Origin of the sequence: Pseudomonas sp. A1230 (assembly GCF_044218825.1) — a bacterium.
GTDB classification, from domain to species: Bacteria; Pseudomonadota; Gammaproteobacteria; order Pseudomonadales; family Pseudomonadaceae; genus Aquipseudomonas; species Aquipseudomonas iridis.
The window spans coordinates 1,635,818-1,662,147 of sequence record NZ_CP162582.1 but is presented as its reverse complement, the minus strand read 5'-3'; the positions used below and the strand labels follow the sequence as shown (position 1 = coordinate 1,662,147).

24 protein-coding genes are annotated in these 26,330 nt (G+C 60.5%); 8 read left to right on the top strand and 16 right to left on the bottom strand.

Annotated features, from left to right (window positions below; translation table 11 throughout):
* Window positions 1–61: 61 nt before the first annotated feature.
* Both AB4P97_RS07890 and AB4P97_RS07885 read right to left on the bottom strand, forming a co-directional pair.
* Window positions 62–1,222 (bottom strand): radical SAM/SPASM domain-containing protein, encoded by a 1,161-nt coding sequence (locus AB4P97_RS07890; protein WP_047303359.1) that lies wholly within the window; start codon window positions 1,220–1,222, stop codon window positions 62–64.
* A gap of 123 nt (window positions 1,223–1,345) precedes the next feature.
* Window positions 1,346–2,239, bottom strand: a complete 894-nt coding sequence (locus tag AB4P97_RS07885; RefSeq protein ID WP_395602363.1) for a LysR family transcriptional regulator — start codon at window positions 2,237–2,239, stop codon at window positions 1,346–1,348.
* 114 nt (window positions 2,240–2,353) lie between these two features.
* Between AB4P97_RS07885 and AB4P97_RS07880 the strand changes: the two genes are divergently transcribed.
* The 5 genes from AB4P97_RS07880 (at window position 2,354) to phnE (ending at window position 6,245) form a co-directional block, all read left to right on the top strand.
* Complete coding sequence (locus AB4P97_RS07880; RefSeq protein WP_395602362.1) at window positions 2,354–2,755, top strand: RidA family protein; 402 nt, start codon at window positions 2,354–2,356, stop codon at window positions 2,753–2,755.
* Window positions 2,756–3,005: 250 nt separating this feature from the next.
* Window positions 3,006–3,869 carry a putative selenate ABC transporter substrate-binding protein gene (locus AB4P97_RS07875; RefSeq protein ID WP_042558916.1) on the top strand — a complete coding sequence of 288 codons (864 nt, stop codon included), beginning with the start codon at window positions 3,006–3,008 and terminating at the stop codon, window positions 3,867–3,869.
* Entirely contained in the window at window positions 3,866–4,663 is a 798-nt protein-coding gene (locus AB4P97_RS07870; RefSeq protein WP_395602361.1) for a phosphonate ABC transporter ATP-binding protein, read from the top strand. Before AB4P97_RS07875 ends, AB4P97_RS07870 begins: the two co-directional genes overlap by 4 nt.
* Complete coding sequence (locus AB4P97_RS07865; RefSeq protein ID WP_395602360.1) at window positions 4,657–5,481, top strand: PhnE/PtxC family ABC transporter permease; 825 nt, start codon at window positions 4,657–4,659, stop codon at window positions 5,479–5,481. Before AB4P97_RS07870 ends, AB4P97_RS07865 begins: the two co-directional genes overlap by 7 nt.
* On the top strand, window positions 5,478–6,245 hold the full coding sequence (gene phnE / locus AB4P97_RS07860) for a phosphonate ABC transporter, permease protein PhnE (RefSeq protein WP_042558913.1): 768 nt from the start codon (window positions 5,478–5,480) through the stop codon (window positions 6,243–6,245). Before AB4P97_RS07865 ends, phnE begins: the two co-directional genes overlap by 4 nt.
* Window positions 6,246–6,259: 14 nt before the next feature.
* On the opposite strand, the gene AB4P97_RS07855 is transcribed toward phnE, so the two are convergent.
* The 4 genes from AB4P97_RS07855 to AB4P97_RS07840 are packed head-to-tail and all read right to left on the bottom strand — an operon-like array spanning window position 6,260 to window position 12,531.
* Window positions 6,260–9,154, bottom strand: coding sequence for a bpX6 domain-containing protein (locus AB4P97_RS07855; RefSeq protein ID WP_395602359.1), 2,895 nt, complete (start codon window positions 9,152–9,154; stop codon window positions 6,260–6,262).
* The gene (locus tag AB4P97_RS07850; RefSeq protein ID WP_395602358.1) at window positions 9,141–10,979 is read right to left on the bottom strand and encodes a hypothetical protein; all 1,839 of its coding nucleotides are present in this window, start codon (window positions 10,977–10,979) and stop codon (window positions 9,141–9,143) included. Before AB4P97_RS07850 ends, AB4P97_RS07855 begins: the two co-directional genes overlap by 14 nt.
* Window positions 10,979–11,413, bottom strand: a complete 435-nt coding sequence (locus tag AB4P97_RS07845; protein WP_115147966.1) for a hypothetical protein — start codon at window positions 11,411–11,413, stop codon at window positions 10,979–10,981. Before AB4P97_RS07845 ends, AB4P97_RS07850 begins: the two co-directional genes overlap by 1 nt.
* Window positions 11,410–12,531, bottom strand: a complete 1,122-nt coding sequence (locus tag AB4P97_RS07840) for an AAA family ATPase (protein ID WP_115147967.1) — start codon at window positions 12,529–12,531, stop codon at window positions 11,410–11,412. Before AB4P97_RS07840 ends, AB4P97_RS07845 begins: the two co-directional genes overlap by 4 nt.
* Before the next feature lie 282 nt (window positions 12,532–12,813).
* On the opposite strand from AB4P97_RS07840, the gene AB4P97_RS07835 reads away from it, so the two are divergent.
* Entirely contained in the window at window positions 12,814–14,493 is a 1,680-nt protein-coding gene (locus AB4P97_RS07835; RefSeq protein WP_047302110.1) for an MFS transporter, read from the top strand.
* A 43-nt stretch (window positions 14,494–14,536) separates the two neighbouring features.
* Here the strand turns inward: AB4P97_RS07835 and AB4P97_RS07830 are convergent, their stop codons facing one another.
* The 5 genes from AB4P97_RS07830 to AB4P97_RS07810 all read right to left on the bottom strand — a co-directional run bounded on the left by AB4P97_RS07830 (window position 14,537) and on the right by AB4P97_RS07810 (window position 19,826).
* Complete coding sequence (locus AB4P97_RS07830; protein ID WP_047302112.1) at window positions 14,537–14,767, bottom strand: hypothetical protein; 231 nt, start codon at window positions 14,765–14,767, stop codon at window positions 14,537–14,539.
* The gene (locus AB4P97_RS07825) at window positions 14,764–15,693 is read right to left on the bottom strand and encodes a catalase family peroxidase (RefSeq protein ID WP_395602357.1); all 930 of its coding nucleotides are present in this window, start codon (window positions 15,691–15,693) and stop codon (window positions 14,764–14,766) included. The genes AB4P97_RS07830 and AB4P97_RS07825 overlap by 4 nt, the downstream gene beginning before the upstream one ends.
* 98 nt (window positions 15,694–15,791) lie before the next feature.
* Window positions 15,792–17,249 (bottom strand): aldehyde dehydrogenase family protein, encoded by a 1,458-nt coding sequence (locus AB4P97_RS07820; protein WP_395602917.1) that lies wholly within the window; start codon window positions 17,247–17,249, stop codon window positions 15,792–15,794.
* A gap of 19 nt (window positions 17,250–17,268) precedes the next feature.
* Complete coding sequence (locus AB4P97_RS07815; protein WP_395602356.1) at window positions 17,269–18,780, bottom strand: GMC family oxidoreductase; 1,512 nt, start codon at window positions 18,778–18,780, stop codon at window positions 17,269–17,271.
* A 116-nt stretch (window positions 18,781–18,896) separates the two neighbouring features.
* Window positions 18,897–19,826, bottom strand: a complete 930-nt coding sequence (locus tag AB4P97_RS07810) for a LysR substrate-binding domain-containing protein (RefSeq protein ID WP_395602916.1) — start codon at window positions 19,824–19,826, stop codon at window positions 18,897–18,899.
* 206 nt (window positions 19,827–20,032) lie between these two features.
* Here AB4P97_RS07810 and AB4P97_RS07805 point away from each other — a divergent pair, with 206 nt between their 5' ends.
* Together AB4P97_RS07805 and AB4P97_RS07800 are read left to right on the top strand one after the other, a co-directional pair.
* Window positions 20,033–20,968: a LysR substrate-binding domain-containing protein gene (locus AB4P97_RS07805; RefSeq protein WP_047302118.1), complete on the top strand. Its 936-nt coding sequence runs from the start codon at window positions 20,033–20,035 to the stop codon at window positions 20,966–20,968.
* A gap of 86 nt (window positions 20,969–21,054) precedes the next feature.
* The gene (locus tag AB4P97_RS07800; protein ID WP_042558903.1) at window positions 21,055–21,273 is read left to right on the top strand and encodes a hypothetical protein; all 219 of its coding nucleotides are present in this window, start codon (window positions 21,055–21,057) and stop codon (window positions 21,271–21,273) included.
* Between the two features lie 139 nt (window positions 21,274–21,412).
* Here AB4P97_RS07800 and AB4P97_RS07795 read toward each other — a convergent pair whose 3' ends face one another.
* The 5 genes from AB4P97_RS07795 to AB4P97_RS07775 are packed head-to-tail and all read right to left on the bottom strand — an operon-like array spanning window position 21,413 to window position 26,232.
* Entirely contained in the window at window positions 21,413–23,440 is a 2,028-nt protein-coding gene (locus tag AB4P97_RS07795) for an LTA synthase family protein (protein ID WP_395602355.1), read from the bottom strand.
* Window positions 23,441–23,462: 22 nt separating this feature from the next.
* The gene (locus tag AB4P97_RS07790; RefSeq protein WP_395602354.1) at window positions 23,463–24,074 is read right to left on the bottom strand and encodes a hypothetical protein; all 612 of its coding nucleotides are present in this window, start codon (window positions 24,072–24,074) and stop codon (window positions 23,463–23,465) included.
* Complete coding sequence (locus AB4P97_RS07785; protein ID WP_042558900.1) at window positions 24,074–25,369, bottom strand: exo-alpha-sialidase; 1,296 nt, start codon at window positions 25,367–25,369, stop codon at window positions 24,074–24,076. Before AB4P97_RS07785 ends, AB4P97_RS07790 begins: the two co-directional genes overlap by 1 nt.
* A 51-nt stretch (window positions 25,370–25,420) precedes the next feature.
* On the bottom strand, window positions 25,421–25,966 hold the full coding sequence (locus tag AB4P97_RS07780) for a cytochrome b/b6 domain-containing protein (RefSeq protein WP_395602353.1): 546 nt from the start codon (window positions 25,964–25,966) through the stop codon (window positions 25,421–25,423).
* Complete coding sequence (locus AB4P97_RS07775; RefSeq protein ID WP_042558898.1) at window positions 25,966–26,232, bottom strand: PepSY domain-containing protein; 267 nt, start codon at window positions 26,230–26,232, stop codon at window positions 25,966–25,968. The genes AB4P97_RS07780 and AB4P97_RS07775 overlap by 1 nt, the downstream gene beginning before the upstream one ends.
* Between the last annotated feature and the right edge of the window lie 98 nt (window positions 26,233–26,330).

The following is a 26,330-nucleotide window of genomic DNA, read 5'->3' as shown; positions in this document are numbered from 1 at the left end:
TTGGCCTGAACCGCGCCGGAGTCAATCACGCCTGTTACTGACCGGGTCATCCTGACTGCGTTTACACCGCTGAAAAAAGCCCGGCGCCCACTCGCCCTTCCAGGCGACCGAAGAGCACGTAGTGTTGATAGCCGCTGGTGAAAGCGCCGGTGGAAACGGCGTGGCGCACGTCATCGTTCAGTTGAAGGTATTGGGCTTCATCGAAATTTTCGGAACTGACCTCGCCGGCCCGGCCGAGTTGCTCGCTATCAATCGGCAGACCCGCAATGGTGCGTTGCTGGAAATCGATCATGCGATTGATTGCATGACTTTCAAGCACGCCCTTGCCGGGGTGCATCGCGTAGATGTGCATCCCCTTGTTTACGCACCGATTGCACATGTCGACACAGTTTTTCTGGGTATCTTTACGCTTCATCAATTCGTCGACATTGATGTCCAGATACTTTCCGACCTGATATTCGCTTTGATTGAAGATGGTGCAGCAAAGCACTGTATTGCCGTTGCAGTCGATCACCAGCCAGTTATCTTTGAGTGTGCACGCTTGCTTATGGAAGTGTTGTACGACATTGACCAGATCATCGTAAGGCGGCAATGCCAGCCTTTTCAGGGTCTCGTGGTCAGTATCGGTCACGGAAGGATCGCGTTCGACAATGGCCAGCGCCTTCTCCAGCGGCATCATCACGGAATACCCCGTGTTGAATATAAAGCCGAGACGTTCACTGAACTCGCGCATCAGTGCTTCTTCTGCCAGGTTGTCCAGATACCGATGGTAATAAACCTCGACATTGGTGTTCAGACCATGACGCTGCACGATTTCACTCAGCGTGATCATGTTCTGTTTTACAACTTCGATGTCCCCCCCTACATGCCCCTTCGCGTAGGTCTCCTGGTAAAACCCTGACAGCGAAATACGGAAGAAACCCGGCTCGGCCAACAAGGCTTTTTCCATGTTCTTGGCCAGGTTCAGGTTAGTGCTGACGCCACTGTTCATGCCGGCTGCATTGATGATCTCGATGAACTCGCCGATCTTCGGATGCACCAAAGGCTCAGTCCAGTTGTAGAGAAAAATCGCCCGAACGCCTTCACGTTTGGCTTTCTCGACGATCTGCCGGAACATGTCGAGTTGCATGGCTTTTTTGAAGTTGAGGTTTTCCGAGTTGCCCATCGGGCAAGAGGGGCAACTCAGATTGCAGGCGCCGACGATATCGATGTACATGTTCATGATGAGTAAAGCCCCTTGAGCTCAACGCTACTCTGGTCAACGCCGCAGGCTTTCGGGTTGCCGGATGTGTTAGTTATTTGACGACATTGAGCACGTCCAAGCAAAAAGTGCACCACACGCCTGCTAAGCCATTAACTTCACAACCCAATCGATAAATACTCGCAACTTGAGACTGATATGCCGGTTCGGCGGATACGCGATGTAGAGAGGCATCGATTCAAGTTGCCAGCCCTCGAACAGCGGCACTAGCTCACCGCGTGCCACCGGGGCGTCGGACATGTACCTGGGCAGCCACAGCACGCCCATGCCGGCCAGACCCGCCGCAAGGTAGGCATTGCCGTCGTCGACTGCCAAAACATGGCGACCCTTGATCTGCAGGCTTTGCTTATCGTTATGCAGGGCATACGGCATGGGCTTGCCGGTGCGCGCCCATAGGAACGCAACCACGCGATGATGGGAATCTTCCAGCTCCTGCGGATGCATCGGCGTGCCGGAGCGAGCGAGGTAGTCGGGCGCGGCAAACACGCCCAATTGCAGATCCGCAACCTTTCGCGCCATCAGTGACTGGTCCAGCAACTCGCCGCCGCGCACCACGCAGTCGACGTTCTCATCGATGATGTCGACGATGCGATCGCTGACGCCCATGTCGATCTGAATGTCTGGATACCGCGCGTGAAATTCGGGCAATGCCGGGATCAGAATCAAGCGAGCGAACGGGCTTGGCACGTCCACGCGCAATCGTCCACGTGGCGATACCGAGGCACCGGGCAAACTGGTTTCGGCGTCCTCCATGTCGGCCAGCAACTTGATCACGCGCTGGTAATACGCCGCACCGTCAGCCGTGACATTGACCTTGCGCGTGGTGCGATTGAGCAATTTGACCCGCAACCGCGCCTCCAACTGCTGGACCAGTTGCGTCACGGTGGTCTTGCTCATGTGCAGGGTTTCAGCGGCTTTGGTGAAGCTCCCCGCCTCGACCACCCGTGCAAACGCCTGCATTGCATCAAAACGGTCCATTGCTCGGCTTCCGATTGTTTGGGTTTCACAAACAGTTAACGCCAAGCTTGCGCGTTTATCGCGCACCTGCAAATCCCTAAAGTTGGGCCATCACCTCATTGATGGAGCCCCCCCATGACACAGCGCGATGTTGTTTTCCCACTTACCCGCCGGACCCTTTACGAGCGCCATCGCTACTCACCGGCGATACGCTCCAACGGTTTTCTGTTTGTCTCGGGCCAAGTCGGCAGTACGGAGGACGGTACGCCGGAGCCGGATCTGCAGAACCAGGTGCGTCAGGCTTTCAATAACCTGAATGCAATTCTCGACGAGGCCGGTTGCACGTTCGAGGATGTGGTCGACGTCACCCTTTTCATGGTTGATCCGCAATCGAAGTTCGAGACGATCTGGAACATCGTGCTGACGGAGTTCTGGGGCGAAGCGCCGCATCCGACCGTTACCGCCGTTGGCGTGACCTGGCTGTATGGTTTCGACTTCGAGATCAAAGTGATCGCCAGACTCCCAGAAAACCACTGACTGCCCCTTGTAGGAGCTGCGGCACGCTGCGATCTTTTGATCTTGTTGTTAAAGATCAAAAGATCGCAGCGTGCCGCAGCTCCTACAGGGGTTGTCCGGGGGCATCAAGTGTGACCAAAGCTCATGCGCACTGGCCTTTGAACCCACGAATGCGTATAACCTCGCCGTTTCGTCTAACCTGACTTTGCGCCCAGCCTCGACTGCACAACGGCGGCGCTTCGACTTTGACGCTCACGAAACGGAGAATTCCATGCTCAAACGAACCCTGGCACTGACGGCCGGCCTGGCCCTGTCCCTTTCCGCGCTAGCAGCGCAAGCCGCTGATGTGTTGCGGGTCAGCGCCATTCCCGATGAAGCCCCGACTGAACTGCTGCGCAAGTTCGAGCCATTGGGTGCGTATCTGGAACAGCAATTGGGCATGAAGGTGCAGTTCGTCCCGGTGGCCGATTACCCGGCAGTGGTTGAAGCCTTGGCCACCGACCGTCTCGACATGGCCTGGCTGGGTGGCTTCACGTTTGTGCAGGCACGCCTGAAGACCGACGCTACCACTCCGGTGATTCCGCTGGTGCAGCGCGAACAGGATGCGCAGTTCACCAGCAAATTCATCACCGCCGACCCGAACGTCAAAAGCCTGGCCGATCTGAAGGGCAAGACCTTCGCTTTCGGTTCCGTGTCGTCGACTTCCGGCAGCCTGATGCCGCGCTACTTCATGCTGAAAAACGACGGTATCAAGCCTGAAGCGTATTTCAGTCGCGTCGCCTACTCCGGTGCCCACGACGCCACGGTTGCCTGGGTGCAGGCTGGCAAGGTCGATGCCGGTGTGTTGAACGCCAGTGTCTGGCAAAAACTGGTGGACGCCGGCAAGGTCGACACCAACAAGGTCAAAGTCTTCGCCACCACTCCGTCGTACTTCGATTACAACTGGACTGTGCGCGGCACACTCGACCCGGCGCTGGCGGCGAAGATCAAAAAAGCTTTCCTTGATCTGGATCCGGCCAACCCTGAACAGAAGAAGATTCTCGATCTGCAGGCTGCGAGCCGTTTCATCGACACCAAGCCTGAGAACTACAAGGGCATCGAGGAAGCCGCCCGCGCTGCCGACTTGCTGAAATGACGCTACGCCTCACCCACGTCAGCCTGCGCCACGCCAATGGAGTCGATGCCCTGCGCAGCATCGACTTGCAGATTGGCGTCGGCGAACAAGTCGCGATCATCGGCCCGTCCGGGGCCGGTAAATCGAGTTTGCTCAACCTGCTGGCCACCGCACTGCGGCCCAGCAGCGGCGAGATCGAAGTGCTCGGCGAACGCGCCTGGCACTTGTCTGCCCGCCAGCGACAACGCCTGCGCGCGCGTATTGGCCTGGTGCATCAGGCGCCGCCACTGCCGCTGCGCCAGCGCGTGGTCACAGCCGTGCTGGCCGGCAAGCTCGGACAGTGGAGCTTGGGTAAAAGCCTGCTGAACCTGCTGCATCCACTCGACGTGCCCGGCGCCCGCGCGGCATTGGCACGGCTCGATCTGGGCGATAAATTGTTCGCCCACTGCCAACAACTATCGGGCGGTCAGTTGCAGCGCGTCGGCATCGCCCGAGTGCTGTATCAGGCGCCGGAGATTCTGCTGGCCGACGAGCCGGTGTCGGCGATGGATCCGGTCATGGCCGGGCACACGCTGACGGTGCTGTCGCGCCATGCCCGCGAACATAACGTCACGCTGGTGGCGAGCCTGCATGCGGTGGACCTCGCGCTTTCGCACTTCCCGCGCATCATCGGCTTGCGTGACGGGCAAATTCTGTTCGACAGCCCTGCCGGTCAAGTCAGCCACGACATGCTCGACGCGCTGTACGCCAATGAACATCTGCAATCGCCGCCCTCGGCAGTTGCGCCTTTGCCTGTGCAGATTCCGCGATGCTGAAGGCCGATTCACGCGATCCTGCGGCGTGGCCGCGTCTGCTGCTGACGGTTTTGGCGATTGCGGTGCTGTGGCCGGGAATCCAGCTCAGCGAGCTGAATCTGGGCGTGCTGCTGCCCGACAGTCAGAATGAAATGGGCCGGTTTGTCGCGCAGTTCTGGCCGCCCGCTCACGATGAAGATTTTTTGCAGTTATTGTTTAAAGCCACGCTGCAAACTCTGGCGATTGCCACGGCAGGCATGGCGTTGGCGCTGTTGCTGGCGGTGCCCGCCAGTTTGCTCGCCAGCCGTGCCTTGTCGCTGTCTGCCGCTTCACGGGGTGGCGTGCCTAGTCGTTTGGGTCGTTTGTTGCGCTGGCCGGTTCGTGGGTTGCTGATCTTCCTGCGCAGCGTGCCGGAAATCGTCTGGGCGCTGTTGTTCGTGCGCGCCGTGGGCCTCGGCCCGGCGGCGGGCGTGCTGGCGATTGCGATCACCTACAGCGGCATGCTCGGCAAGGTCTACGCAGAGATTTTCGAATCCACCGACCAGCGTCCGGCGCACGCGCTGTTGCAGTCGGGCAGCGGTCGACTGGCGAGTTTTGCTTATGGAATCTTGCCGAATGTCGCCGGGGAATTGCTCTCGTACACGGTCTATCGCTGGGAATGTGCGATCCGCGCTTCGGTGGTGATGGGTTTTGTTGGCGCCGGTGGCCTGGGCCAGCAAATCGACCTGTCGATCCGTATGTTCGCCGGCGGTGAGGTCGCGAGCATTCTGCTGACGTTCCTGCTGCTGGTGCTGGTGGCCGATCAACTCAGCCGTTTGCTGCGCTGGAGGCTGGCATGAACCGTCTGATCAATCTGCTGCTGATCGCCGGCATCGGCGTGGCCGTCATCGCTTCGTTCATCTACTTAGGGCTCGACCTCGGCGAGCTCGGCAGTGCCACCAGCCTGAAACAGATGGGCGCGTATGTGCAGCGCTTTCTCAGCCCGGATCTGAGCGCCGATTACTTGAAAGCGATCCTCCATGGCTCGCTGGAAACCCTGGCCATGTCGGCGCTCGGCACCCTGCTCGCCGCGCTGCTGGGCATCGTCCTCGCCCTGCCCGCTGCAGGACGTTTCGGCTGGCCGCTGCGCAGTGCTTCGCGATGGCTGCTCAATGCTCTGCGGGCCATTCCGGAACTGGTCTGGGCCGCGCTGATGGTGCTCGCCGCCGGGCTGGGCCCAAACGCCGGGACGCTGGCCCTCGCCCTGCACACCACTGGCGTGCTTGGCCGCTTGTTCGCCGAAGCGCTGGAAAACACCCCGCCGCAACCGGCCGAAGCGATCCGCTTGCAGGGCGCTAACCCCGTCCTCGCCTTCTGCTACGGCACCCTGCCCAACCTCGCCCCACAACTGCTCGCCTACGTCCTGTACCGCTGGGAAAACAACATCCGCATGGCCAGCGTGCTGGGTTTTGTCGGCGCGGGCGGATTGGGGCAGATGTTGTACGTGAGCCTGAGCCTGTTTCAGGAAGCACAGGCCAGCACGGTGATTCTGGCGATGCTGGTGCTGGTGTTTGCGGTGGACTGGTTGAGTGCGTGGAGCCGCCAGCGCTGGGTGAAAGCGTAGGCGGCCTGACGGGTTCAATTCAGCGAAAGGTTGTGTTGAGTGGCGGTGTCGACGTTGATATGGCTTAAGCGTCCATGATCATCGAACAGCAAGTAATCGCTGCCGACACAACGCACCCGCATACCATGCATAGGCCATTGCAGGTAAGCGCAGAGGCGGTCGCTGCCGGTGTGGATGAAGTGAAAGCGCGTCCCCTGATCGTGGGTCAGGTAGTTGATGAGCAACCATTGGCCGTGCAGCTCCGCACTAACCAGATCGAACTCAGAGACGTCCAGATCGGGAAGGCAATAGCGCTTGCGCCCGCTGGGCCACTCCACTTCCAATGCAGCTTCGGCATGGTTCATTTGGGCTTCGATCACCTGTCCATTGTCGTCAAGCAGTCGGTAAGCGTCCACAGTGTTCGCGTGACGCAGCAAATCCCGACTGATCAGTCGCCGGTCGGGCAGTCGGTAGTGCCAAAGATATGAGCCTTGCTCAGCCCCCCTCTGCCACAGATATTCGTTGTGCACGTCATCTTCCAGGGCAAAGATCGGCCCCGGCAGATCGCTCACATGCCAAAGGGTTTCGAATCCGCGATCAACATCCACCACGCGCAATTGTCGACCCCGACCAATCGTCCAGTTCGAGCCGTTGAACGAGCGGGCGAACACATCAAACACGTGCACACCCAGATCCGTCGCGCTGCGCGTGACCAGATCGAGTTTGCTGATACGCCAGACTTCACCGCGTCGGGCCAGCACCAATACCACTTGCCGACCGTGGGCCAGGACGATTTGTTCGGCGGGCACCGCGAAATGGCACAGCGTCTCGCCATTCGCGTTGATCACCACCGCCCCCGCCTCGCCCAGCGCGAGCAAGTAACGCCCGCCCTCAAGCAACACCGCGTCCATGATCTTGCGGCTGCCCATGAACGGCGCTGTCCATTCCAGTGCGTCACTGACCTTGCACAGCGCAACGTTGGCCGGTCGTTTCGGCAACTGCCCAGGCAGATCGGCCTGCAGCAGTTTGTCCTTGCTCATGCTGACCAGTGCCTGCAACTGTTGATGGGACAGATGGCCCTGGCCCTCGACCTGATCTGCAATGATCGCATGCGCGGTGGCGCCGGCCAGCCATGCCAGCGCGCCCGCCTGGTTCTTGTGCTGCAACAGCGCCTCGGCGAGTGCCGCGCGCTCGGCGTGGCGCGTGGGGTCATCACGCAGTTGCTCGACCCAGTCGCCATACGCCTGCAAGGTATCGGGCAACAGAATGGCGCGTTTGACTAACGCGCCCACGGCCAATGCGCCGCCAGCCGCTTCGGCATCCAGCAACCACTGCGCTGCGCGGTGGCGTTCGACGGTCAACGGCCAGATCACCTCAACGGCTTGCAGCCAGAGCCCTTTGCGCGTTAGCGATTCGGCCCACTCCAGACGCAAACGGTCGGCGCCTTCAGGGTACTTGTCTTGCAGCAGGCGCACGGCGTCGGCGAAGGCGTCATCCCGCCGCGCGACCAGCAAGGCACGCTGCCAGCTACCGGCCAGGCACAGCAGACGCACGATGGTTGCGGCTGGCATGTCCCACGCCAGCGCGAGGTCCGCCGCCTGCTGGTGACGCCCGTGTTTTTCCAGATAGTCGAGCGACTCCTGCTGCACCTTGAGCAGTTCGGCGAGGACGAACACCGCCTCCTCTATGCGGCCCTCGCGATCCAGCCGCTCGAAGGTCTGCCGATAGACCTGGCGCAGATGCGCTTGCATGTCGTGCTCAAAGACGATCGCACGCGTCGGCCCACGGCTCTGGTCGATGCTCAGATCCTGACGCCGCTGCGGTGTGCCGAACGATTGTTCGCCGCTACTCTGTTCCCCACCCAAGGGAATGGCATGACGCAACGCCTCTGCAAAGTCGCCGTCCTCGAACATCTCGAGCATGCGCTGCATATAGGCGGCCTGACGTTTGCCATACAGGGCCGAAAGGCGCGAGTGTTGGGTCATGCGCGTGACCCAGCGCCGCCAGCGGGCCGGTTTGGCCTTGACAGGTGTGCCCCGGGGCTCGATTGGCGATGCCGGGCTACGCGGCGGCGCACTTTGCACCGGCACCGGCCGACGCAGCACGTGGCGCAATCCGGCCAATATCAGGGTCAGGGCAATGCCGCCGATCAATGTACCCACCACCACGGCGCTGATCTGCACCGTAACCGGTGTCGCTGTCTTCGCGGGCAAGCCTTGCAAGTCGGGGTTATGGCCCTGCGATCCCATCCAGAAAATCGCCACCAGAATCACCAGGGTCACGCTGAGTTTCAGCCACGGCAAAGGCGTGTCCGGTTGCTGCGTCCAGCCCGTTTCGCTGGCAGCAGTGACCTGACGGAGCGGCGCCTGCGCGGTTTTTTGCTGACGCTCCAGCAAGGCTTTCATGACCTGTGCCTGCTCAGGGCTGACCGGGCGCAAGGCATCACCGAGAATGTCCCGAACATCCGTGGCCACGGCCAATGGTTCAAGCACAGGTTCCGGCAGCACGTTGCGACAGTCATACGTGTCGAGCAATGTCAGGCCGTCGAGAGCAATCCAGTCACCCGGCGCCAGGGCCACAGCGTCGCGTAAATGCAAGGCGCTGACATGGCTGCCGCGCACCAGCCAGACGTCGGCGGCCGGCAGGCTGCGAATTTCCTGCTTGTCTAGCAACGCAGAACTCAGCGCGTTGCCCTGGCGGATCAACGGCCAGCCCAGCAGAGCCTCGCACTGCACGGAAACCGGCTGACGGAAGCGCAGCAGATCACCGTCGGCGAACCGGTAGACACTGGCCCCGGTTTGCCATTGTTCGATCATCCGCCGAGCGCGTTCGTGTTCGCCGAAGCGCTCCGAGGAGAACCAAAGGCCTTCAATGTGTTGATGACCGGCCAACACCGGACGGCGGATCAATGCGGCTTCAGGTCCAGTCATCGGTGCCTTCCTTCTTGTGCGGCTGATTTTTACAGAACACTTGTAAACGCATCAGGCGCTGGGGCACTGAATACACCAGCAGTTCGCGGGCACTGGTCAGTGCGGCGATCACACCGCTGAGCGGGCAAAAACTGAATTTGACGATGGGATCGGCGGTGGTGAACAACACGTTCTGACCGCCTTCGCAGTACACGGCAATCGCATGTTGGCTGGGCGAAAGCAACAGCAGCGAATAACGCTCGTTGTCTTCCTGCAAAAGGCCGATGCCCTTCCAGCCGGGCGCCAGATCAACGTGTTCGTCCTCGAACGGCGAGCCTTTTGCCGAGACAATGCGCCAACGCTGGGCCCCGTCGTTGTCCAAGGTCAGCAGTGCACAGCCGCCGAAAGAAGCGCGCCACAGGTAACTGGCGGCAAATAGCACCTGACTGACATCATCGGCAACGCCCACCACATACGCAGCCGTAACATGACCGTCAGCGTTGACTGAATGGGTGTGCAGCCGGTCGCCCTCTCGACGCACATAAGCCACGGCATCACCGTGAACCTTGGCGATGCACAGCACCCCGTCCGCCAAACGATGGGTATATCGGGTTTTTGGCTTGGCCGGTGTGCGTCCGGTTTCCACCACCCAGAACGCCAGATGGCCCTGGCTATCGAGAAGAAACAGGCGGCCGGTCGAGTGATTGCGCAAGCCGATTGCCGGCAGGAAAGAAGCAGTGCCCGGTGGCAACTTGAGCTCGGCGGGGCTGGGTTTGTCGACCGGTTTCAGCCCGGGCATGCTCCAGAACGACAGCGTGTGCTGATCACTCAAAACCGCCCCCAGCGCCCGCCCGAAGAACGTCGCCGTCAGCGGTGTCAGCCCGGCAGACCAGAGATTTCGGCGTATCTCGAGTGCCTTCTTCTGGTTCTGTTCCGGCAGCTTGATCACCACCACGCCCGGTTCGTCGAGCAACTTCAGGGCAACATGCGTACCGGCACTGGAAACCACCGGCTGCAAGGTCAGCGACACACGCGGCACACAACCCTTCGCGGCCGGTGCGGTCGCCGCCACTTCACCCTCGAAATTTCCTTTGAGCAACTGCAACGCGAGGCGCTCATCGGGTATCGGCAAGGTCACTCGCCGCGAACCGGCCGCTTGCAGAGCGAACGACAGACTGCGCCCATCGAGGCTGCGCAGTACCTGGACGCGATGGCTGCACGATTGCCGCTCGGTCACCGGCAAGCGTTGTCCGACCAGCCAGCATTCGCCGACAGGTTCGGGCTGCGCACTCAAGTAATCACGCCAGGCCTGCCAATGCTCAGGTGCGACACTGGTAAACGTGCGAGCGCTTAGCAAACGCTTGAGTTGCGCAGCACTCTCGAACGCATGCAGTTCGGGCGTCTGCTGCAAAATGCCCCAGCGCAACTCGGCACCGGCATCTTTCGCCCGACGTGCGAGCAAGATCAGCAGTGCCATGTGCACCAGCCGTGCGGCGCCCAATTGCAGCGGGCCGGCGTCAAACAAGGCGACGATCAAACGACTGGCCTGCTGTGCGCGGTACTGCGGTGCAAGAAACAGATGCTCCCCGACCACTGCCCGGCGCAGAAATTCATCGGGCACTTCCTCGGCCAGCAGCCATTCGCTGGAGAGCAAGCGGTCATAGGGCCCGCGCCGGTGCAAATCACTCAGGCCATCTGGCTCGGGCACCCCGCCCTGTTGCAGACCGCGCAAGGGCCCGAGCACCGGGTTCAGACGTCCGAACAGGTCGGCGAACAGCGGCAGTTGTTCAGGCGCAAACCATTGCAGCCATTCACGCCAGGGTTGCAGCGATTCCGGTAATTGCATCAGCGGCTCGCCCAGTAAGCTTCGATCCGCTGCAAATGCTGCGCTGTCACCGGCAATTGGCGATCCAGCGGCACTACGGCGGGCGGGTCACGCCACAACAACAGCGGCGCACGCGAGAATTTTTTCGACAACGCCTGCGCCAACAGATCGGTCGGCACATCGGGTTCCCAACTGGTGGGCAACCATAACCCCGGCGCGCGTTCGTCCGCCGCCGCGTAGGCGATGCCTTCGACCCAAGGCAGATCAGCAGCAGCACCGCTGAGCACCAGCACATCGCGATTGGCTGTGGCCTGCAAACGTGCTGCCTGCGCCTCGGGGATCAGCAATAACCGTGCATACAAACGCTGCGCGACCTCGCCCCAAGCCACCGCAGCCTGAACGTCTGCCGGCACCCGGCGCGGACGCCAGGCCCAGTTCATCACCGGGATGTTCATACGGCTGGCGTCAGCAAACGAGCCAGTTGACCACGAATTTCTTGCAGCGCTGATGGCATGGTCTGCTCGTTGAAATTCGCATCGATTTCGCGCAGCAGACCTTCGAGCAAGGCGCCGGTTGGCTGTTCGGTTCGGGCCAGATAATCCTCACCGGTTTCCAGCAAGCGACTGAGGCGTGACATCGGTTGCAAGGTCGCCTCTTCGACGGCGCTGAACAAATGACTGTTATTGGATTGAGCGAAGATCTCGCGCAGCACTTCGCGACCATGCTGCTGGGTTTCCTTGGTGGGCAGCACGTACAGCAACGGCCACAGGTCCGCTTCGCTGGCTTCAAGGCGTCCACTGAGCAACGCGGCGGCAGCGATCAGGCGCTGGGATTTGACGATACGTCGATCGGACAACTGAATGCCAGCACCACGCAGACGGCGGATGGCTTGGGCCAACGCAGGGCGCACAGACCCCAGATCTACGTTATTCATAGCCTGGCCTAGCGTGTCCAATTGGCTCAGCCCCAACAGTTGTTGCACCGGTCGCTGCTCGGATTGCCAACCGCCGGCCAACATCGCCTCAAGCTGATTGTCCGGCACCGACTCGACAAACAGATGCAGCAGGAATCGGTCGCCAAACGCGGCCAGGGCTTCATCGTCCGGCAGGCCATTGGAGGCGCCGACACAGACTCGCAACGGGCACTGGATCTGCGTATGCCCACGACGGAAACGGCGTTCGTTGAGCACGCCAAGCAACGTATTGAGGATTGCCGTCGAGCCGAGGAAGACCTCGTCCAGAAAAACAATGTCAGCTTCCGGCAGCATGCCGCTGACGTCGGTTTCCACTGTGCCCTCACGAAGTTTTTTCAGATCGACCGCGCCAAACAGTTCCGAAGGCTCGGTGAACCGCCCAAGCAAGTATTCGAAATAGCGCCCGCCCATCGATTGCGCTACCCGACGCACCACCGCACTTTTGGCTGTGCCGGGTGGGCCGATGACCAAAATATGCTCACGCGCCACGGCGGCCAGAACAATCAGCTCGGCCAACTGCTCTCGGCCCACCAGCCCCTCCGTGGCGACTCGCACGGCCTGACGGATTTGCGCGGCAGCGCTCTGCAATGAAGCATTCATGGGTCTCGTCCCTGAAAAGTGAATTCTTGAGTAGGTGCTGATCGGCAGCTATCGGCCAGCGCCGACCGATCTTTAATTGACAACACTGGAGTGACCGATGCTGGCGAGTGGATATCTGTCAGAAGCTGATTATGCTTCAAGAAACCTCGCACACCCGCGAGGCGGTCAGACTGTGCAAGTTTCACGCGACAGCAATTGCGGCATACGCCACAAGGCCAGAGTGCGATAAAGCGGTAATGGGGAACTCCGGCCTACAAAAAACACGTACGACGGAGTACACCCATGACCACAATCGACACGACACCCACAGGCAATCCACCTCGCAGCGGCGGCATCACCAAGGAGGAGCGAAAGGTCATCTTCGCTTCGTCCCTGGGCACGGTGTTCGAGTGGTACGACTTTTACCTTTACGGCTCACTGGCGGCGATCATCGCCAAGCACTTTTTTGCAGGCGTCAACGAGACCACCGCGTTCATCTTCGCTTTGCTGGCGTTCGCTGCCGGGTTTGCCGTGCGGCCGTTCGGCGCCATCGTGTTTGGCCGGCTCGGCGACATGATCGGGCGCAAACACACGTTCCTGATCACCATTGTGATCATGGGTGTGTCCACGGCTATCGTTGGTCTACTGCCCGGATACGCAACCATCGGCGTCGCCGCGCCAGTCATCCTGATCACCCTGCGCCTGCTGCAAGGCCTGGCGCTGGGCGGTGAGTACGGCGGCGCGGCGACTTACGTGGCCGAACATGCACCACCGGGCAGACGCGGCTTTTTCACTTCATGGATTCAAACCACCGCGACCCTGGGCCTGTTCATGTCGCTGCTGGTGATCCTCGCCTGCCGCACCGCGCTGGGCACCGAAGCGTTCGAAGCCTGGGGCTGGCGGATACCGTTCCTGCTGTCGATCCTGCTGCTGATCGTTTCGGTGTACATCCGCCTGCAACTGAGCGAGTCGCCGGTGTTCCAGAAGATGAAGGCTGAAGGCAAGGCGTCCAAGGCGCCGCTGACTGAATCCTTCGCGCGCTGGGACAACCTCAAAGTGGTGATCATGTCGCTGCTCGGCGGTACGGCCGGTCAAGCGGTGGTTTGGTACACCGGGCAGTTCTACGCGCTGTTTTTCCTGTTGCAGACGCTGAAGATCGACCCTCAGACCGCCAACCTATTGATCGCCGGATCACTGTTGATCGGCACGCCGTTCTTCGTGATCTTCGGTAGCCTGTCCGACCGCATCGGCCGCAAGCCAATCATCATGGTCGGCTGCATTCTGGCAGCGCTGACTTACTTCCCGATCTTCCATGCGTTGACCCAGTACGGTAACCCCGACGTGTTCATTGCCCAGGAGAAAAACCCGGTCAAGGTGATCGCCAATTCCGATCAGTGCTCGTTCCAGTTCGACCCGGTGGGCAAGGCCAGATTCACCAGTTCCTGCGACCTGGCCAAGACCCTGCTGGCGAAACGCGCGATTCCTTACGAGAACGTCGAGGCCGAGCCCGGCACCGTCGCGCAGGTGCGCATCGGTGACAAAGTCGTCGAGAGCTTCGAGGGCAGCGCCCTGCCCGCCGCTGACTTCAAGGCGCGCAACGATTCGTTTACCGCCAATCTGAGCAGCGCACTGAAGGAAGCGGGCTACCCGGAGAAAGCCGATCCGGCGAAAACCAATTACCCGATGATGTTGCTGCTGCTGACCATTCTGGTGATCTACGTGACCATGGTGTATGGCCCGATTGCGGCGTGGCTGGTCGAGCTGTTCCCGACCCGCATCCGCTACACCTCGATGTCGCTGCCCTATCACATTGGTAACGGCTGGTTCGGCGGGTTCCTGCCGACCGTGGCTTTCGCGATGGTCGCGGCCACGGGTGATATCTACTACGGGCTGTGGTATCCGATCGTGATTGCGGTGATGACCGCGATACTCGGCACGTTCTTCCTGCCGGAAACCAAGGATCGCGACATTCTCAAAGACTGAGTCCAGGGCTCCGCCCTCTTGAACGGAGGGCGGAGCGCAGCCCCTAACGCAGCATCCAGCGTGACAGCAGTCGCGCACTCAACGGCAACATCCAGTACACCATGTTGAAAGAGATCAACCCGGCCACCACCACTTTGAACAACCATCCCGGCCACTCCAGGTCGGCCAGCTCCAGCAGCGTCGCCAACCCCCATGGCATGCTCACCGTGAGCGGCAAGACGACCAGCCATGACAACACCCATTGCTTCCAGCGAGCGCCCGTATTGCTACTCATGGTCGCTGCCGCCTGAGTACCGCCCGCTGATAAAGACGATCACGCGCCAGCGTCATCGGGTCGGCGCTGAGACTGATGCCGTCGAGCAAGCGTCCCGGGCTGAACGCCAGACGTTGCTGGGCGAGTTGCTGAGTCTCGGCCGGTTCCAGTGCATCAAGGCTGAAAACCCCCAGTTCAAGCTCCTCGTTCTGACGCGACCACGCAATCGAGCCATCTTCGACAGCGTCTCCCGGCGCTGCCAATTGCAGCACCAAGCGCATCTTCAACGAGCCCTTGCTCAGTCGCGCGCTGATTTCCTCCTGCAAGTAATCAGCGTGCATCGCCGCCGCTTGGGCGTCACTCAGTGATGGCTGCATGAGCAGTGGTTCGATGCGGTAACGGCCAATCAGCTGATCGCCCTTGCGATTGGTGAACACCAGCGAGTTAACACCGAAGTATTCGAGCCCCGCATAGCTACGGGGTGCGGGTTTAGGCGCTTCCAGGAAATGCTGAGCCCGTGGATGGTTCGCCAGAAAGGTTTGCAGTGGCTGAGGATCCGGCGGTGTCGCGACATTGGCGGCAATGCCTTGCAGAAAACCCAAAAAGTCTTCTGGCGTGGCCACCGGAAAGCCGTCGAACGAGTGCGCCACGATATCGGTGAACTCGCCGTTCGGCAGAGCAAAACGCACTGCCACCCCCTTAGGACTGGCCATTGGATCGCCGTCAGCGGTAGCCGGTACGCCACTGAAGTTGGAGAACCGCAGCACCACCGGCACCGTTTGCCCTTGCAAGTGGGCTGCCCGGCTGATCGAACCGGCGATGCGCGTAGCCGTGAATGTGCCGTTCACCAGCAGACCCTTGGCATGGGTTGCCCTGAATCCGGGGTGACGGCCAAATGTTGCAGTGAGCGCATCGAGCAACGCATCGTACAACCGCTCCTGGGGCATAGCGTTTTTCCTTGTTTCAGTGGCGAACAGGAGCGGGGACGTTGTCAGCGTCCCGGCCAGCACCGCCCCGATCATTAAGCGCTGCAATCGCATCGCGGTCATACCTGGCGCAGACCGGGATTGAGCGCGATGTGTTTGTACTCAATGAAATCGTCCATGGCCGCCACCCCATTGAGCCGCCCCTGCCCCGATTGCTTGAAACCGCCCTCCTCGAACTCGTCGAATACCATGGCCCAGTCGTTGACCCAGACAGTGCCGGCCTCCAGCTCGCGTGCGACTCGCAGGGCGCGATCGACATCACGGGTCCAGACGCTGGCGGCCAGGCCGAACTCGCTGTTGTTGGCCAGTTCAATCGCCTCGGCCTCAGTGTCGAACACCTGCAATGTCAGCACCGGGCCGAAGGTTTCGCGCTGGACAATTGCCATGTGCTGATCACTGACGCGCAACAGCGTCGGCCGATAAAACGCGCCTTTGGCCAGCGGCCCTTCAGTGACCGGCCCGCCGCGCACGATGACTTGCGCACCGGCAGCCATCGCCTCTTCGACCACTTGGTTGACGCGTTGCACATTGGCTTTGTCGATCAACGGTCCCATTTCACTGGTCGGATCCGCCGCCGGCCCCACGCGCACGGCCTCAAGGCGTGCAGCCAGACGTTCGATCAGCGCGGGCGCAATATCGCGCTGGACCAATAGCCGTGAACCGGTCATGCAGAACTGCCCGGCGAACACCGTCAGGGCCTTGAGCAACACCGGCACCGCCACCTCAAGATCGGCATCGTTGAATACCAGCATCGGGGTCTTCCCGCCCAGCTCCAGACCGAAGCGCTTGAGGTGTTGCGCCCCCGCCGCCGAGATCGCCCGGCCAGTGCCGGTGCTGCCGGTAAAGCTGATCACCGGCACCTTGGGGGACTCGACCAGATGGATGGAACCCGCCGCCCCCAGTTCGCTGTACAGATTGATGACCCCGCGAGGCAAAGACCGCGCCTCGCTCATGATCCGTGCCAGTAGCGCGTTGGTCTGAGCGGTCTGCCCCGGCATTTTGACGACCGTGGTGCAACCGGCGGCCAGCGCCGGCGCCAACGATCGAATCATCAATACCACCGGTGAATTCCACGGCACGATGATGCCCGCCACACCCACGGCCTGACGCAGCACCATGGAAATCCTGCCGGGTTTCGGCTCTGCCGCTCGGCCATACTCGGCACGCGTCATTGCCGCGTAATAGCGCAATTTGGACGGCACCATCCGCACTTCAAATTCGGCTTCAGGGCGGATCTTGCCGTTTTCCAGCGCCAACGTGTCGATCAGTTCTTCGGCATTACGCTCGAAAGCTTCCGCCAACTCCAACAGCACCGTGGCGCGCAGGGTGCGATCATCTTTCCACGGTGTTTGGGCGAACGAGCGTAACGCCGCTTCAATGCCCTGCTGCGCTTCATGGGCCCCGCCCTCGGCGTATCGCCCGATTCGCTCAGACGTCGCAGGGTCGATGGAGTCTTTGTAAACACCCGAATCGAGCCACAGGCCATCGATCCAGTTCAAAACCGGTGTGTTGTTCATAGTCATTAAAAACCTCAAGTCAGGCGTAGAGCGCGGCGATTTTTTCCGCAACGGCAATCACAGTGATGTTGGTGGCGACCGATGGCACATCCGGGAAGATTGATGCGTCGACCACGCGAATCCCTTGCAGGCCAATGACACGAGCCTGCAAATCGACCACTGCGCCGGTATCACCCGGCTTGCCCATGGGCGCGGTTGAGGTCGGGTGGTGATAAGTGTCCAGGCTCGCCCGCACGCTCGCCAACAGCGCTTCATCCGACTCATTGCCCGCCCCCGGATTGAGCTCGGAGTGGATAAACGCGTTCAACGGCGCTGTGGCGCCGATTTTGCGCGCCAGGCGAATACCCTCCAGCAGACGCAGGCGATCCTCAGGTTCGGCGAGAAAGTTCAGGTCAATATTGGGCGCCACCAGCGGATCACGACTCGCCAGCGTGACGCTGCCGCGCGATTGTGGCCGGGTGAGTGCGACCGCGAGCACGAAGCCGACACCAGTCGGACTCTGCTCGTGAGGAAACAGGTGCGTGGCGGTGATATGCAGATCAAGCTCACCTTTGTCGGCGCTGCGGCTGTGTGTCCACAGCTTGGCCCCGATGGCCGGTGATTGCCGACCGATCACATCCGCACGGGCGGCATAGGCGTTGTAGTAGAACGGGTGATCCACCAAACGGCGACCCACCGGCAGATCCGCAACCAGCGGAATCTGCAAAGCGTCCAGATCAGCGGCCGGGCCAATGCCGGAGCGCAGCAGAATCGCCGCACTGCCATAACTGCCTGCGCACAGGATCACCTCACCGGCCAACAGTTGCGTGCCATCACTCATTTGTACGCCTATGGCACGCTGGCCATCGAACAGCACTTTGTCGACCAGACGGCTCGCCTGGATCTGCAGGTTGCTGCGCGCTCGCACCTGTTCAGTGAGATAGGCCATGCCGGTGTTGATGCGCACGCCGTCGACGATATTCATCGGATAGGGGCCGACGCCGTTGGCATCAGCGCCGTCAAAGTCATCAATGATCTTGTAACCGTAAGCAAACGTGGCCTGAATAAACGCCCGCTGCATCGGTGTGACGTCCAGATTGCTCAGTTGCTTGACCGGCAGTGGCCCATCATGGCCGTGCAAGTCGCTTGCACCACGGCTATGGCTCTCCAGTTTCTTGAAAGCGGGCAGCACGTCTTCATAACTCCACCCTGGCAGATCCCAGCGCTGGAAATCACTGGCACGGGCGCGGATCGCTACGGCGCCATTGATCGCCGAACTGCCCCCCAATACCTTGCCGCGCAAGGCACCGATGGGATGGTCGATGTAGCCGGGGCGGGTTTTGTAACCCCATTCGAACGCTGGATCAGCGTTGGCTCCGACAATGTCGCTGCTGGCCACGAAGTCCGGATACTCGTTGGGTAAAAAGCTTTTGCCTGCCTCCAGCAGCAACACTTGACGCTGGTTGTTCTCACTGAGTCGGCGCGCCAGTACCGCGCCAGCCGAACCGCCGCCGACTATCACCACGTCGACTTTATCAAGGGTGTTGTTCATGCATGTCTTCCTTGTCAGGCGCTCGAGATGGCGCCTTTCAGGGAAAGCTTAAGGAACGGCAAGAAGGCCCATAAGCAGGCAAAAAGCGAATCGGCGTTTCGTGAATTACGAACGACTCAGCCCGCTTGTCGCGCGTGCGTGGCAAGCATCTGCTCCCACTCTGGCGGACTGCCGATCTGCTCAGTCAGAAAGCTCACCAAGGCTTGCAGCTTGGGCGAAGCGCGCAGTGATTGCCGGTACACCGCCGAGATATTGCCACCGCGCGGAGCATAAGGCGCCAGCACCTCCTGCAACTCGCCGGAAACAATCGATTGCGCGGCCAGAAACGTTGGCAGAATCGCCAGGCCCATGCCTGCCTTGGCCGCTTCCATGAGTTGGTGAGCATTGTTGGTACGCAGTCGACAACGGACACGAAACGATTCCAGCGCATTGTTCACGGGCAACGTCCACATGCCGTGCGGTTCGCGGTTCACGTAAAGCATCGCAAAGTGTCGCGACAGTTCCTGAGGGGTTTGCGGCGTGCCATGCGCCGCCAGATAGTCAGGACTGGCGCAAATGATGTGGCGATTGGGCGTGATGGTTTTCGCCACCAGCGAGGAGTCTGGCAGTTCACCGATCCGGATGGCCGCGTCGTAGCGCTCTTCGTGCAGATTGACATGGCGGTCGTCAAAATCGACGTCCAGTTGCAACTGCGGATAACGCACCGCGAACGACGACAGAATCGGCGTCAGATAACGAATACTGAACGCCATCGGCGCGGCGATTCGCAGGCTCCCGTGCAGGCTCGACTGCAGCGTCTGAACGGCGCCTTCGGCGTCGTCGACCTCCGCCAGGATACGCACACAGTACCGATAGAACACCTCGCCCGATTCGGTCAGGCGCGCATGCCGGCCGCGCTCCAGCAAAATACTGCCCAACCGCTTTTCCAGTTGCTGGAGACGTTGACTGACCATCGATTTGGCAACCCCCATGCGCCGCGCGGCTTCGGAAATACTGCCGGTGTCGACCACCGTCACGAAAGAATGCATCTCACAGAGTTTGTTCACGTTATAGATCCAGAGAAACAGCAAAAACTGCGCAGCCAGTGCGCAGGGCTGACGGTTCAGGCGGATGCCGGGGCGGTCATTCAACAGCCGCAATCTAAAGCCCCGGTTGGCGGGCGCGGTAGTCGCAAAAAACGGGTTGCTGATTCCCATACAAGGGACGATCAGCCTTGTATAGTTGGCGCCTTCTGACTGAATGGAATTCGACTGTGCTGGATCTCAATGACCTTCAGTACTTCGTTATGGTGGTGGACCACGGCGGTTTCGCGCCGACCGCACGTGCGCTGGGTATTCCCAAATCCAACCTGAGCCGGCGCATCGCGCAGCTCGAAGAACGGCTGGGTGTGCGCCTGATCATCCGTAACACCCGAAACTTCTCGGTGACGGAACTGGGGCAAAGCTATTACGACCATTGCCGCGCCATGCTCAAGGAGGCCGAAGCCGCAGAAGCGGCGATCGCCATGACCCACACCGAGCCGGGCGGCGTGCTGCGTGTTACCTGCCCGACTGCGCTGCTGGAGGAATGCGTTGGCGCAATCATCACGCGATTCATGGCCATGCACCCGCGCATGGAAGTGCATCTGGAAGCCAGTGATCGCCAGGTCGATGTGGTTGCCGAGGGCGTCGACCTGGCGTTGAGGGTTCGCCCCATGCCGCTTCAGGACTCCAATCTGGTCAGCCGCGTCATGTCGCAACGGCCACAATGCCTGGTTGCCAGTCCAGCACTTTTGAACCGTTTGGGCACACCCGATGGACCGGAAGATCTAGCGCGCTATCCCAGCGTTCATCACGGCAGCCCACAACGCGATTACAGCTGGACGCTATTCAATGAAGATGGCCGCGAATTCACCCTGCAACATCGACCGCAGCTCATTACCAAGGGCCTGCCGATGTTGCGTTGCGCGGCTATCGACAGCATCGGCGTCGCACAAATGCCCATGTCACTGGTACACGACTACATCGAGCGCGGCGAACTGGCCGTGGTTTTGCCGGACTGGAAACCCCGAACAGAAATGATTCATGCGGTATTTGCGACACGGCAAGGGATGCTGCCGTCAACGCGGTTACTGCTCGATTTCATGCTTGAGCAGTTTCGTCTGCTGGATGATCCGCTGCGAGGCATGAGAAACAGGCCGCTTGCCTGAAGTACCGTTCATTCACAGCCTCTGAAAAAAATCGAACGCTCGCCGCAGTCCCTCCTCCAATGGTTACACCCACGGAGGTCAACGATATGAACAGCAACGACAGCAAAACCCCGAACGCCCCGCCTACCGATACGTCCGGTAAACCGGTCAATGTGGTCGAGCGCGATCTTGCGGACAGGGACGATGACACCAAGGCTGTGGACGAGGTCATCACGCCTTCTTCCACCCGCGTCAAAGAGCAGGACGCCGAGACGTTGCAGCGCAAGGTCGATGAGATTGAGCGCAAGGTCGCGGATGGCAATTGAGTTTGTGTAGTGTCAGCGGGATTTACCCCCTCACCCCGACCCTCCCGAAACGTCGGACCGCCCCCAAGGGCGCGAGGGGGAAAGGGAGCAGATAATCCCGGCTCTGGACTCAACACTTTGCTCCCGCCAGTTTCCAGCCTCAACGCACGTTGCGGTAGAGCATAATCCTGGCGCTTTCGTGCAAGCCTCGGGTCAGTTCCACCAACCGCTGATATTCCTGCGGATTTTGCTCGGCGACGTTTTCCAGTGGGGTTAGCGAGCGCAGGTCGTGCAGGGTCGGATTGCTCCCGTCGTGCTGCATTTGCAGCAGATGATGGCGGGTCACGCCACCGATCAGCGGGAATGTGCCCTCGCGCAATACCAGCGGCACCACACGCTCACCTTCTGGTGGCGGTTGCTGAATATCGCGCCCCATCGCGCCATTGGTGAACGGGATGCCGGCCATGCCCGCAACGGTGGGCAGCAGGTCCGCCAACCCCACGGCCTGGTCGATCACCTTGGGTTTGAGCACCCCCGGGGCGTGAATGAGCATCGGCACATGATTGCTCTCCAGCCCCAGCTGCTCGAAGGCCGGCGGCATGTGCGGGATCTGGCTGATGCGGGTGTTGTGGTCACCAAAGAACACAAAAATCGTGTTGTCGTAGTAGCCGCCGGCCTTGGCCAGCTCCATCAATTTGCCGATGTTGAAGTCCAGCAGCCGCACGGCGTTGTATTGCTCGACGCTACGTGACCCGGCGGCCTGCACCTGTTCCAGCGACAGGTTACTGACCTGAAAACCGTCGTTGTTCTTGGGAATGGTGAACGGCCGGTGGTTGCCCGAAGTTTGCACGTAAGCGAAGAACGGCTGATCCCTAGGCAGATCGCGAAGTATCCGGTCGCTTTCCTTGAACAGATCCAGATCGGAAATGCCCCACACATCCACCAGCGGCGCGCGCCAGTCGCTTTCCTGATACAGACGCACGCCCTCGATGCTTTGCTGGATCAGCGCATTGATGTTGGCCCACCCCGCGTTGCCACCAATCATGTAGAGCTTGCGGTAATCGGTGAAGGCATTGATCAGCGTGTGTTGGCGGGTGATCAGCGGATGGCGGGTTGCCGTTTCCTGACGGGTGACGTCGGGAACCCCGGTGATGCTCGCCCATACGGTTTTCGCGGTGCCGGTGACCGGGACGTAGAAGTGCTTGAAGAACCAGCTCTGGGTCGCCAGTTGATCGAGATTAGGCGTCGGGTTGAGCGGGTTGCCGTAAGCCCCGACTGCGCTGGTGCCAAGGGACTCGAGCATGACGAACATCACGTTCGGCGTACCTGCGACCCGGTACGGCTGCACGCCCTGCTGGCGATCAAAGGTCAGCCTTTGTGCGTCCGGACGATCCACGCCCAGATAGCGCGCAACCGCCGGGTAATGCTCGCGTACCTGAGCCTCGTCAAACTGCGCCTGCCCTGCCTTGAGCGTGTCGTACAGAAACAACACCGGATTGAGCCCTAACGCCGCCGTCTGCGCGTTACCGGAGAAAAATGCATCGCTCCAGCGCAACGGCACCGGGTTTTCCAGGTTGAGATTTTCCACTCGTCCGAGCAGTGCCAGCAGCACGACGATCAATCCGGCCCCGGTGCCGATGGCGAGCGAGGTGCGTCCGATGGCCCGAGGCTCACGCGTCAATGTCAGCTTTTCAAGACGCAAGAATCCGCAGAACCACAGGCCCAGCACCGTCAGCCAGCCTAGGGCAATCCACAGCACCGGATAGGTTTCCCGAACCATCTGCTGCGAGATCTGCGCATCCTCCAGATAACGCAAGATCGTGGCGTTGATCCGCACCCCGAGGTAGGCGTAATGGCCAAAATCGATGATGTACACCAGGCCAACAATGCCCAGCGCCAGCAGCCAATAACCTCGAGCAACAGCACGCAACAACGGCACTCGTATCAGGTTCCAGCGTGGCAGCCAGGCGAGCACGGCCAGTGGCAACATCAGCAACACGGCCAGCCGCAGATCAAAACGCAGGCCGATGCCGAGGGTCTCGCGCAGCTGCGGATTATCGACAAACTCGCTGAGCGCAATGCCGGAAAAACCCAGCACAAACACCAGCCTGAGCAGAGCGAACAGCAAAAATGTCAAACCTGCCGCACCCACGCCGTAGCGCAGGCGTCGCGATTGCAAGCAGCCCATCGTTAACCCCTGAGTCATTCGTTTAGATAGAAGATGCCGCGACAGCTGACGTGCGGCGTAAACGCAGCCAGATCGATTTGAGGCAAAGCATCGCGCCGGCCACCAGGCAGTAGCCAACCAGCAGCGGATCGATCAGGTAATCCCAGTAGTTTTCCGAAGCCTTGAGCCTCAGCGCAAAGGCCAGCGTGCCAAGCGCGAGCATCCACACCGCCAAGCCATTGCGCAGCCATACCAACGCCAGCGTCAGCAGGCCGATGCAGACGATCATCGGCTGCGGATTGAAACCCCAGCGGTAAGGGTCGACATAAGTCAGGCCCATTGTCGCCGGGTACAACACCGCGGCCAGCAGGCCAAACACCAGCAACATTTGCATGCGCACCACAGGTTTCACCGGCTGGACGACGCCCAGGCGCAACAGGCTCGCCCAGCCCAACAACACCAGCGTGGTGATCGCCAGATCATCGGTAAAACTGCGTACATACGCGGCCAGCGGCAGGTGATTGACCGGGATGAAACTGACCAGCGCCAATAGCGGCAACAGCCACGGGCGCCAGCGCCGGGTGCCGCGCAATGACCCCAACAGGACAAAACCCAGCAGGATAAAACTCAAATGGGCTTGCCATGGAAAAAGCATCACAGGCGCTCCTCCAGCCAGGCTTCATTGAAACTGACATGTTTGATGAAGGTGTTATTCCACGAATACACCAGGTGATAGAGGCCGTCGGTGCCACGGCTGAAATAGGGGTATTCGTATTCGAAATCACAGCCTTGCGGCTTGCACACGCGGTAATCCAGATTGCTCAGGAAACGTTGTTCCAATGGCAGCCGGCGCGCGCCGCTGGAGGCGCGAAAACCTTCGCCAATGATCGCCTTATAAGCTTCGGGCGAGAACGGCTGACCGAGCGGATCCGGTGACTGGTCAAGTTCGATGACGCTGCGCCAGTCTTTGAAACTGGCATCAGTGCCGTACAGGCTCAGCTTGAACCGACCATCGCGCAGATCGTTCAATGCCACCAGCAGACCATCGTCAGCGGTGCCCACGGCGGCCAGCGAAGAGTTGGGGTTGGCCGGTTCCAGCGGATACGGCTCGCTCCATGTTTGCCCGGCGTCTTCGGTGCGGCTGGCGAGTACACGATGATGGGTGTCACCGGCATAACGCAGCATCGCCACGGCGCGGCGGGCGTCCAGGGGCACGATGGTGGGTTGCAGCGAGTTTTTGCCGCGGCTGATGCGGAATTTATCGATGACCGCGCCGTCTGCGCTCAGGTACAGGTATTCGGCAAATTTGCCCATGAATTCGTGATACACCGGCAAACCGATTGAGCCGTCGGCATGGAACACCGGCGCGGCGCGCACCAGCGTGCTGATGTTGAAGAATGGCGAGGTGATCAACTGCCGTGGCGCCGTCCAGTTACGCCCCATGTCATTGGAGACCATCACGTTGATCGCGCTGGTGGCCCAGCCGCCCACGGACACTGAAACGTAGAACATCCACAGACGTTGATCCGGCGCCAGGGCAATCACCGGGTTGCCGAGTTTGCGGATATATCGACGCGTGCCGTCGCGGGTCGATTCACGGGTGGCCAGCACGTGTTCGGCGCCCCACTCCGCGCTGTCGGCGTCATAGCGCGCGGTGCGGATCTGCACATCAGCGGCGCCTTCGCGCGAGCCGGCAAACCACACAGCCATCAGATCCCCGCCGGGCAACGCCGTGACCGAGGAGGAATGCACAAAGTCTTTCAGTTCAGAGGAAACGAAACGGCTGCTGTACTTCGGTTCGGGGGCTGGCAGCGCGGCGTCGACCGGGGCTGTTGCGACCGCGAACGGCGCCAGAACATGGGTTGGATGGCTGCGCCAAGCAGCCAGAAAAACAAGGCACACGGCCAGACTGGCAAGTATAAATTTCAGGCGTAGAGATAACGCACGCATAGTCAACTCGCGGCAAAGGCAGGATGGGTGGCAATCGGCAAAAAATCCTTGTCAGCGCGTCGAATCGTCCGGCAATCGGCGACGCCGTCCGGTGAGCATCGACAACGGCAAGTTGTCGCGAACCTGAAAGCTTTCAAACACGGCGGCGGCGATGTGGATGCAAACCAACACCAGCAGGCCATCGGCTGCGGTTTCATGAACCCGAAGTGGCCAATCGGCGCCCCACAAGGCATCAATCTCTTCCATGGCCCAACCGCTGAGGCCGACAGTCAACAGCGCCAGCAGCATCAGAATCATCACCAGCGCACCCAGCGGCGAATGCCCAAGGCGATGTTCGGGTCGCCCGGCCAGCAATGAACGCGCGTGGCTGGCAAGTCGCGACGGCGTCGGCCAGAAGTCCGCCCAACGCGCACTGCGTGGCCCAATGAATCCCCACACCATTCGCACCAGCAGCCAGGCTACGGCGTAGTAGCCGAGCCAGACATGCCAGTCATCGCCGGCCTCATTGAAGAAGTAGTTGGCGACGAAGACACCCGCGATGGACAGATGAAACAGCCGTACCACGGGATCCCACAGGCGCAGGGACTCGCTCGGCATCAGCCCTTGATCTCGGTCTTGATCGCTTTGCCGCTGACCGGATCGTGGTAGATCTCGACCTTGCGCTTGTCTTTGTCAAAGCCGTAGATCTCATAGCAATTGCCATCAGTGACTTTGAACTTGCTGATCTCGTAGCCCTGGCCTTTCAGTTTCTCCTGAAACGCCTTCTCGTCTTGCCATTGCGAACGCTCAGCGGTGGTGCATTGCGGGCCGGCAAGCGCCATCGGGCTGGCGACAATCAGGGACAACAGCAGAAGTTTACGCATGGAAACACTCTCGCTCGATGAGGAAGGCCTCACTGTGCAAAAGCAACCTTAGTGAAAGCTTAGTTGGCAACGAGTCGTTACATCTTTCCCGTCGGCCG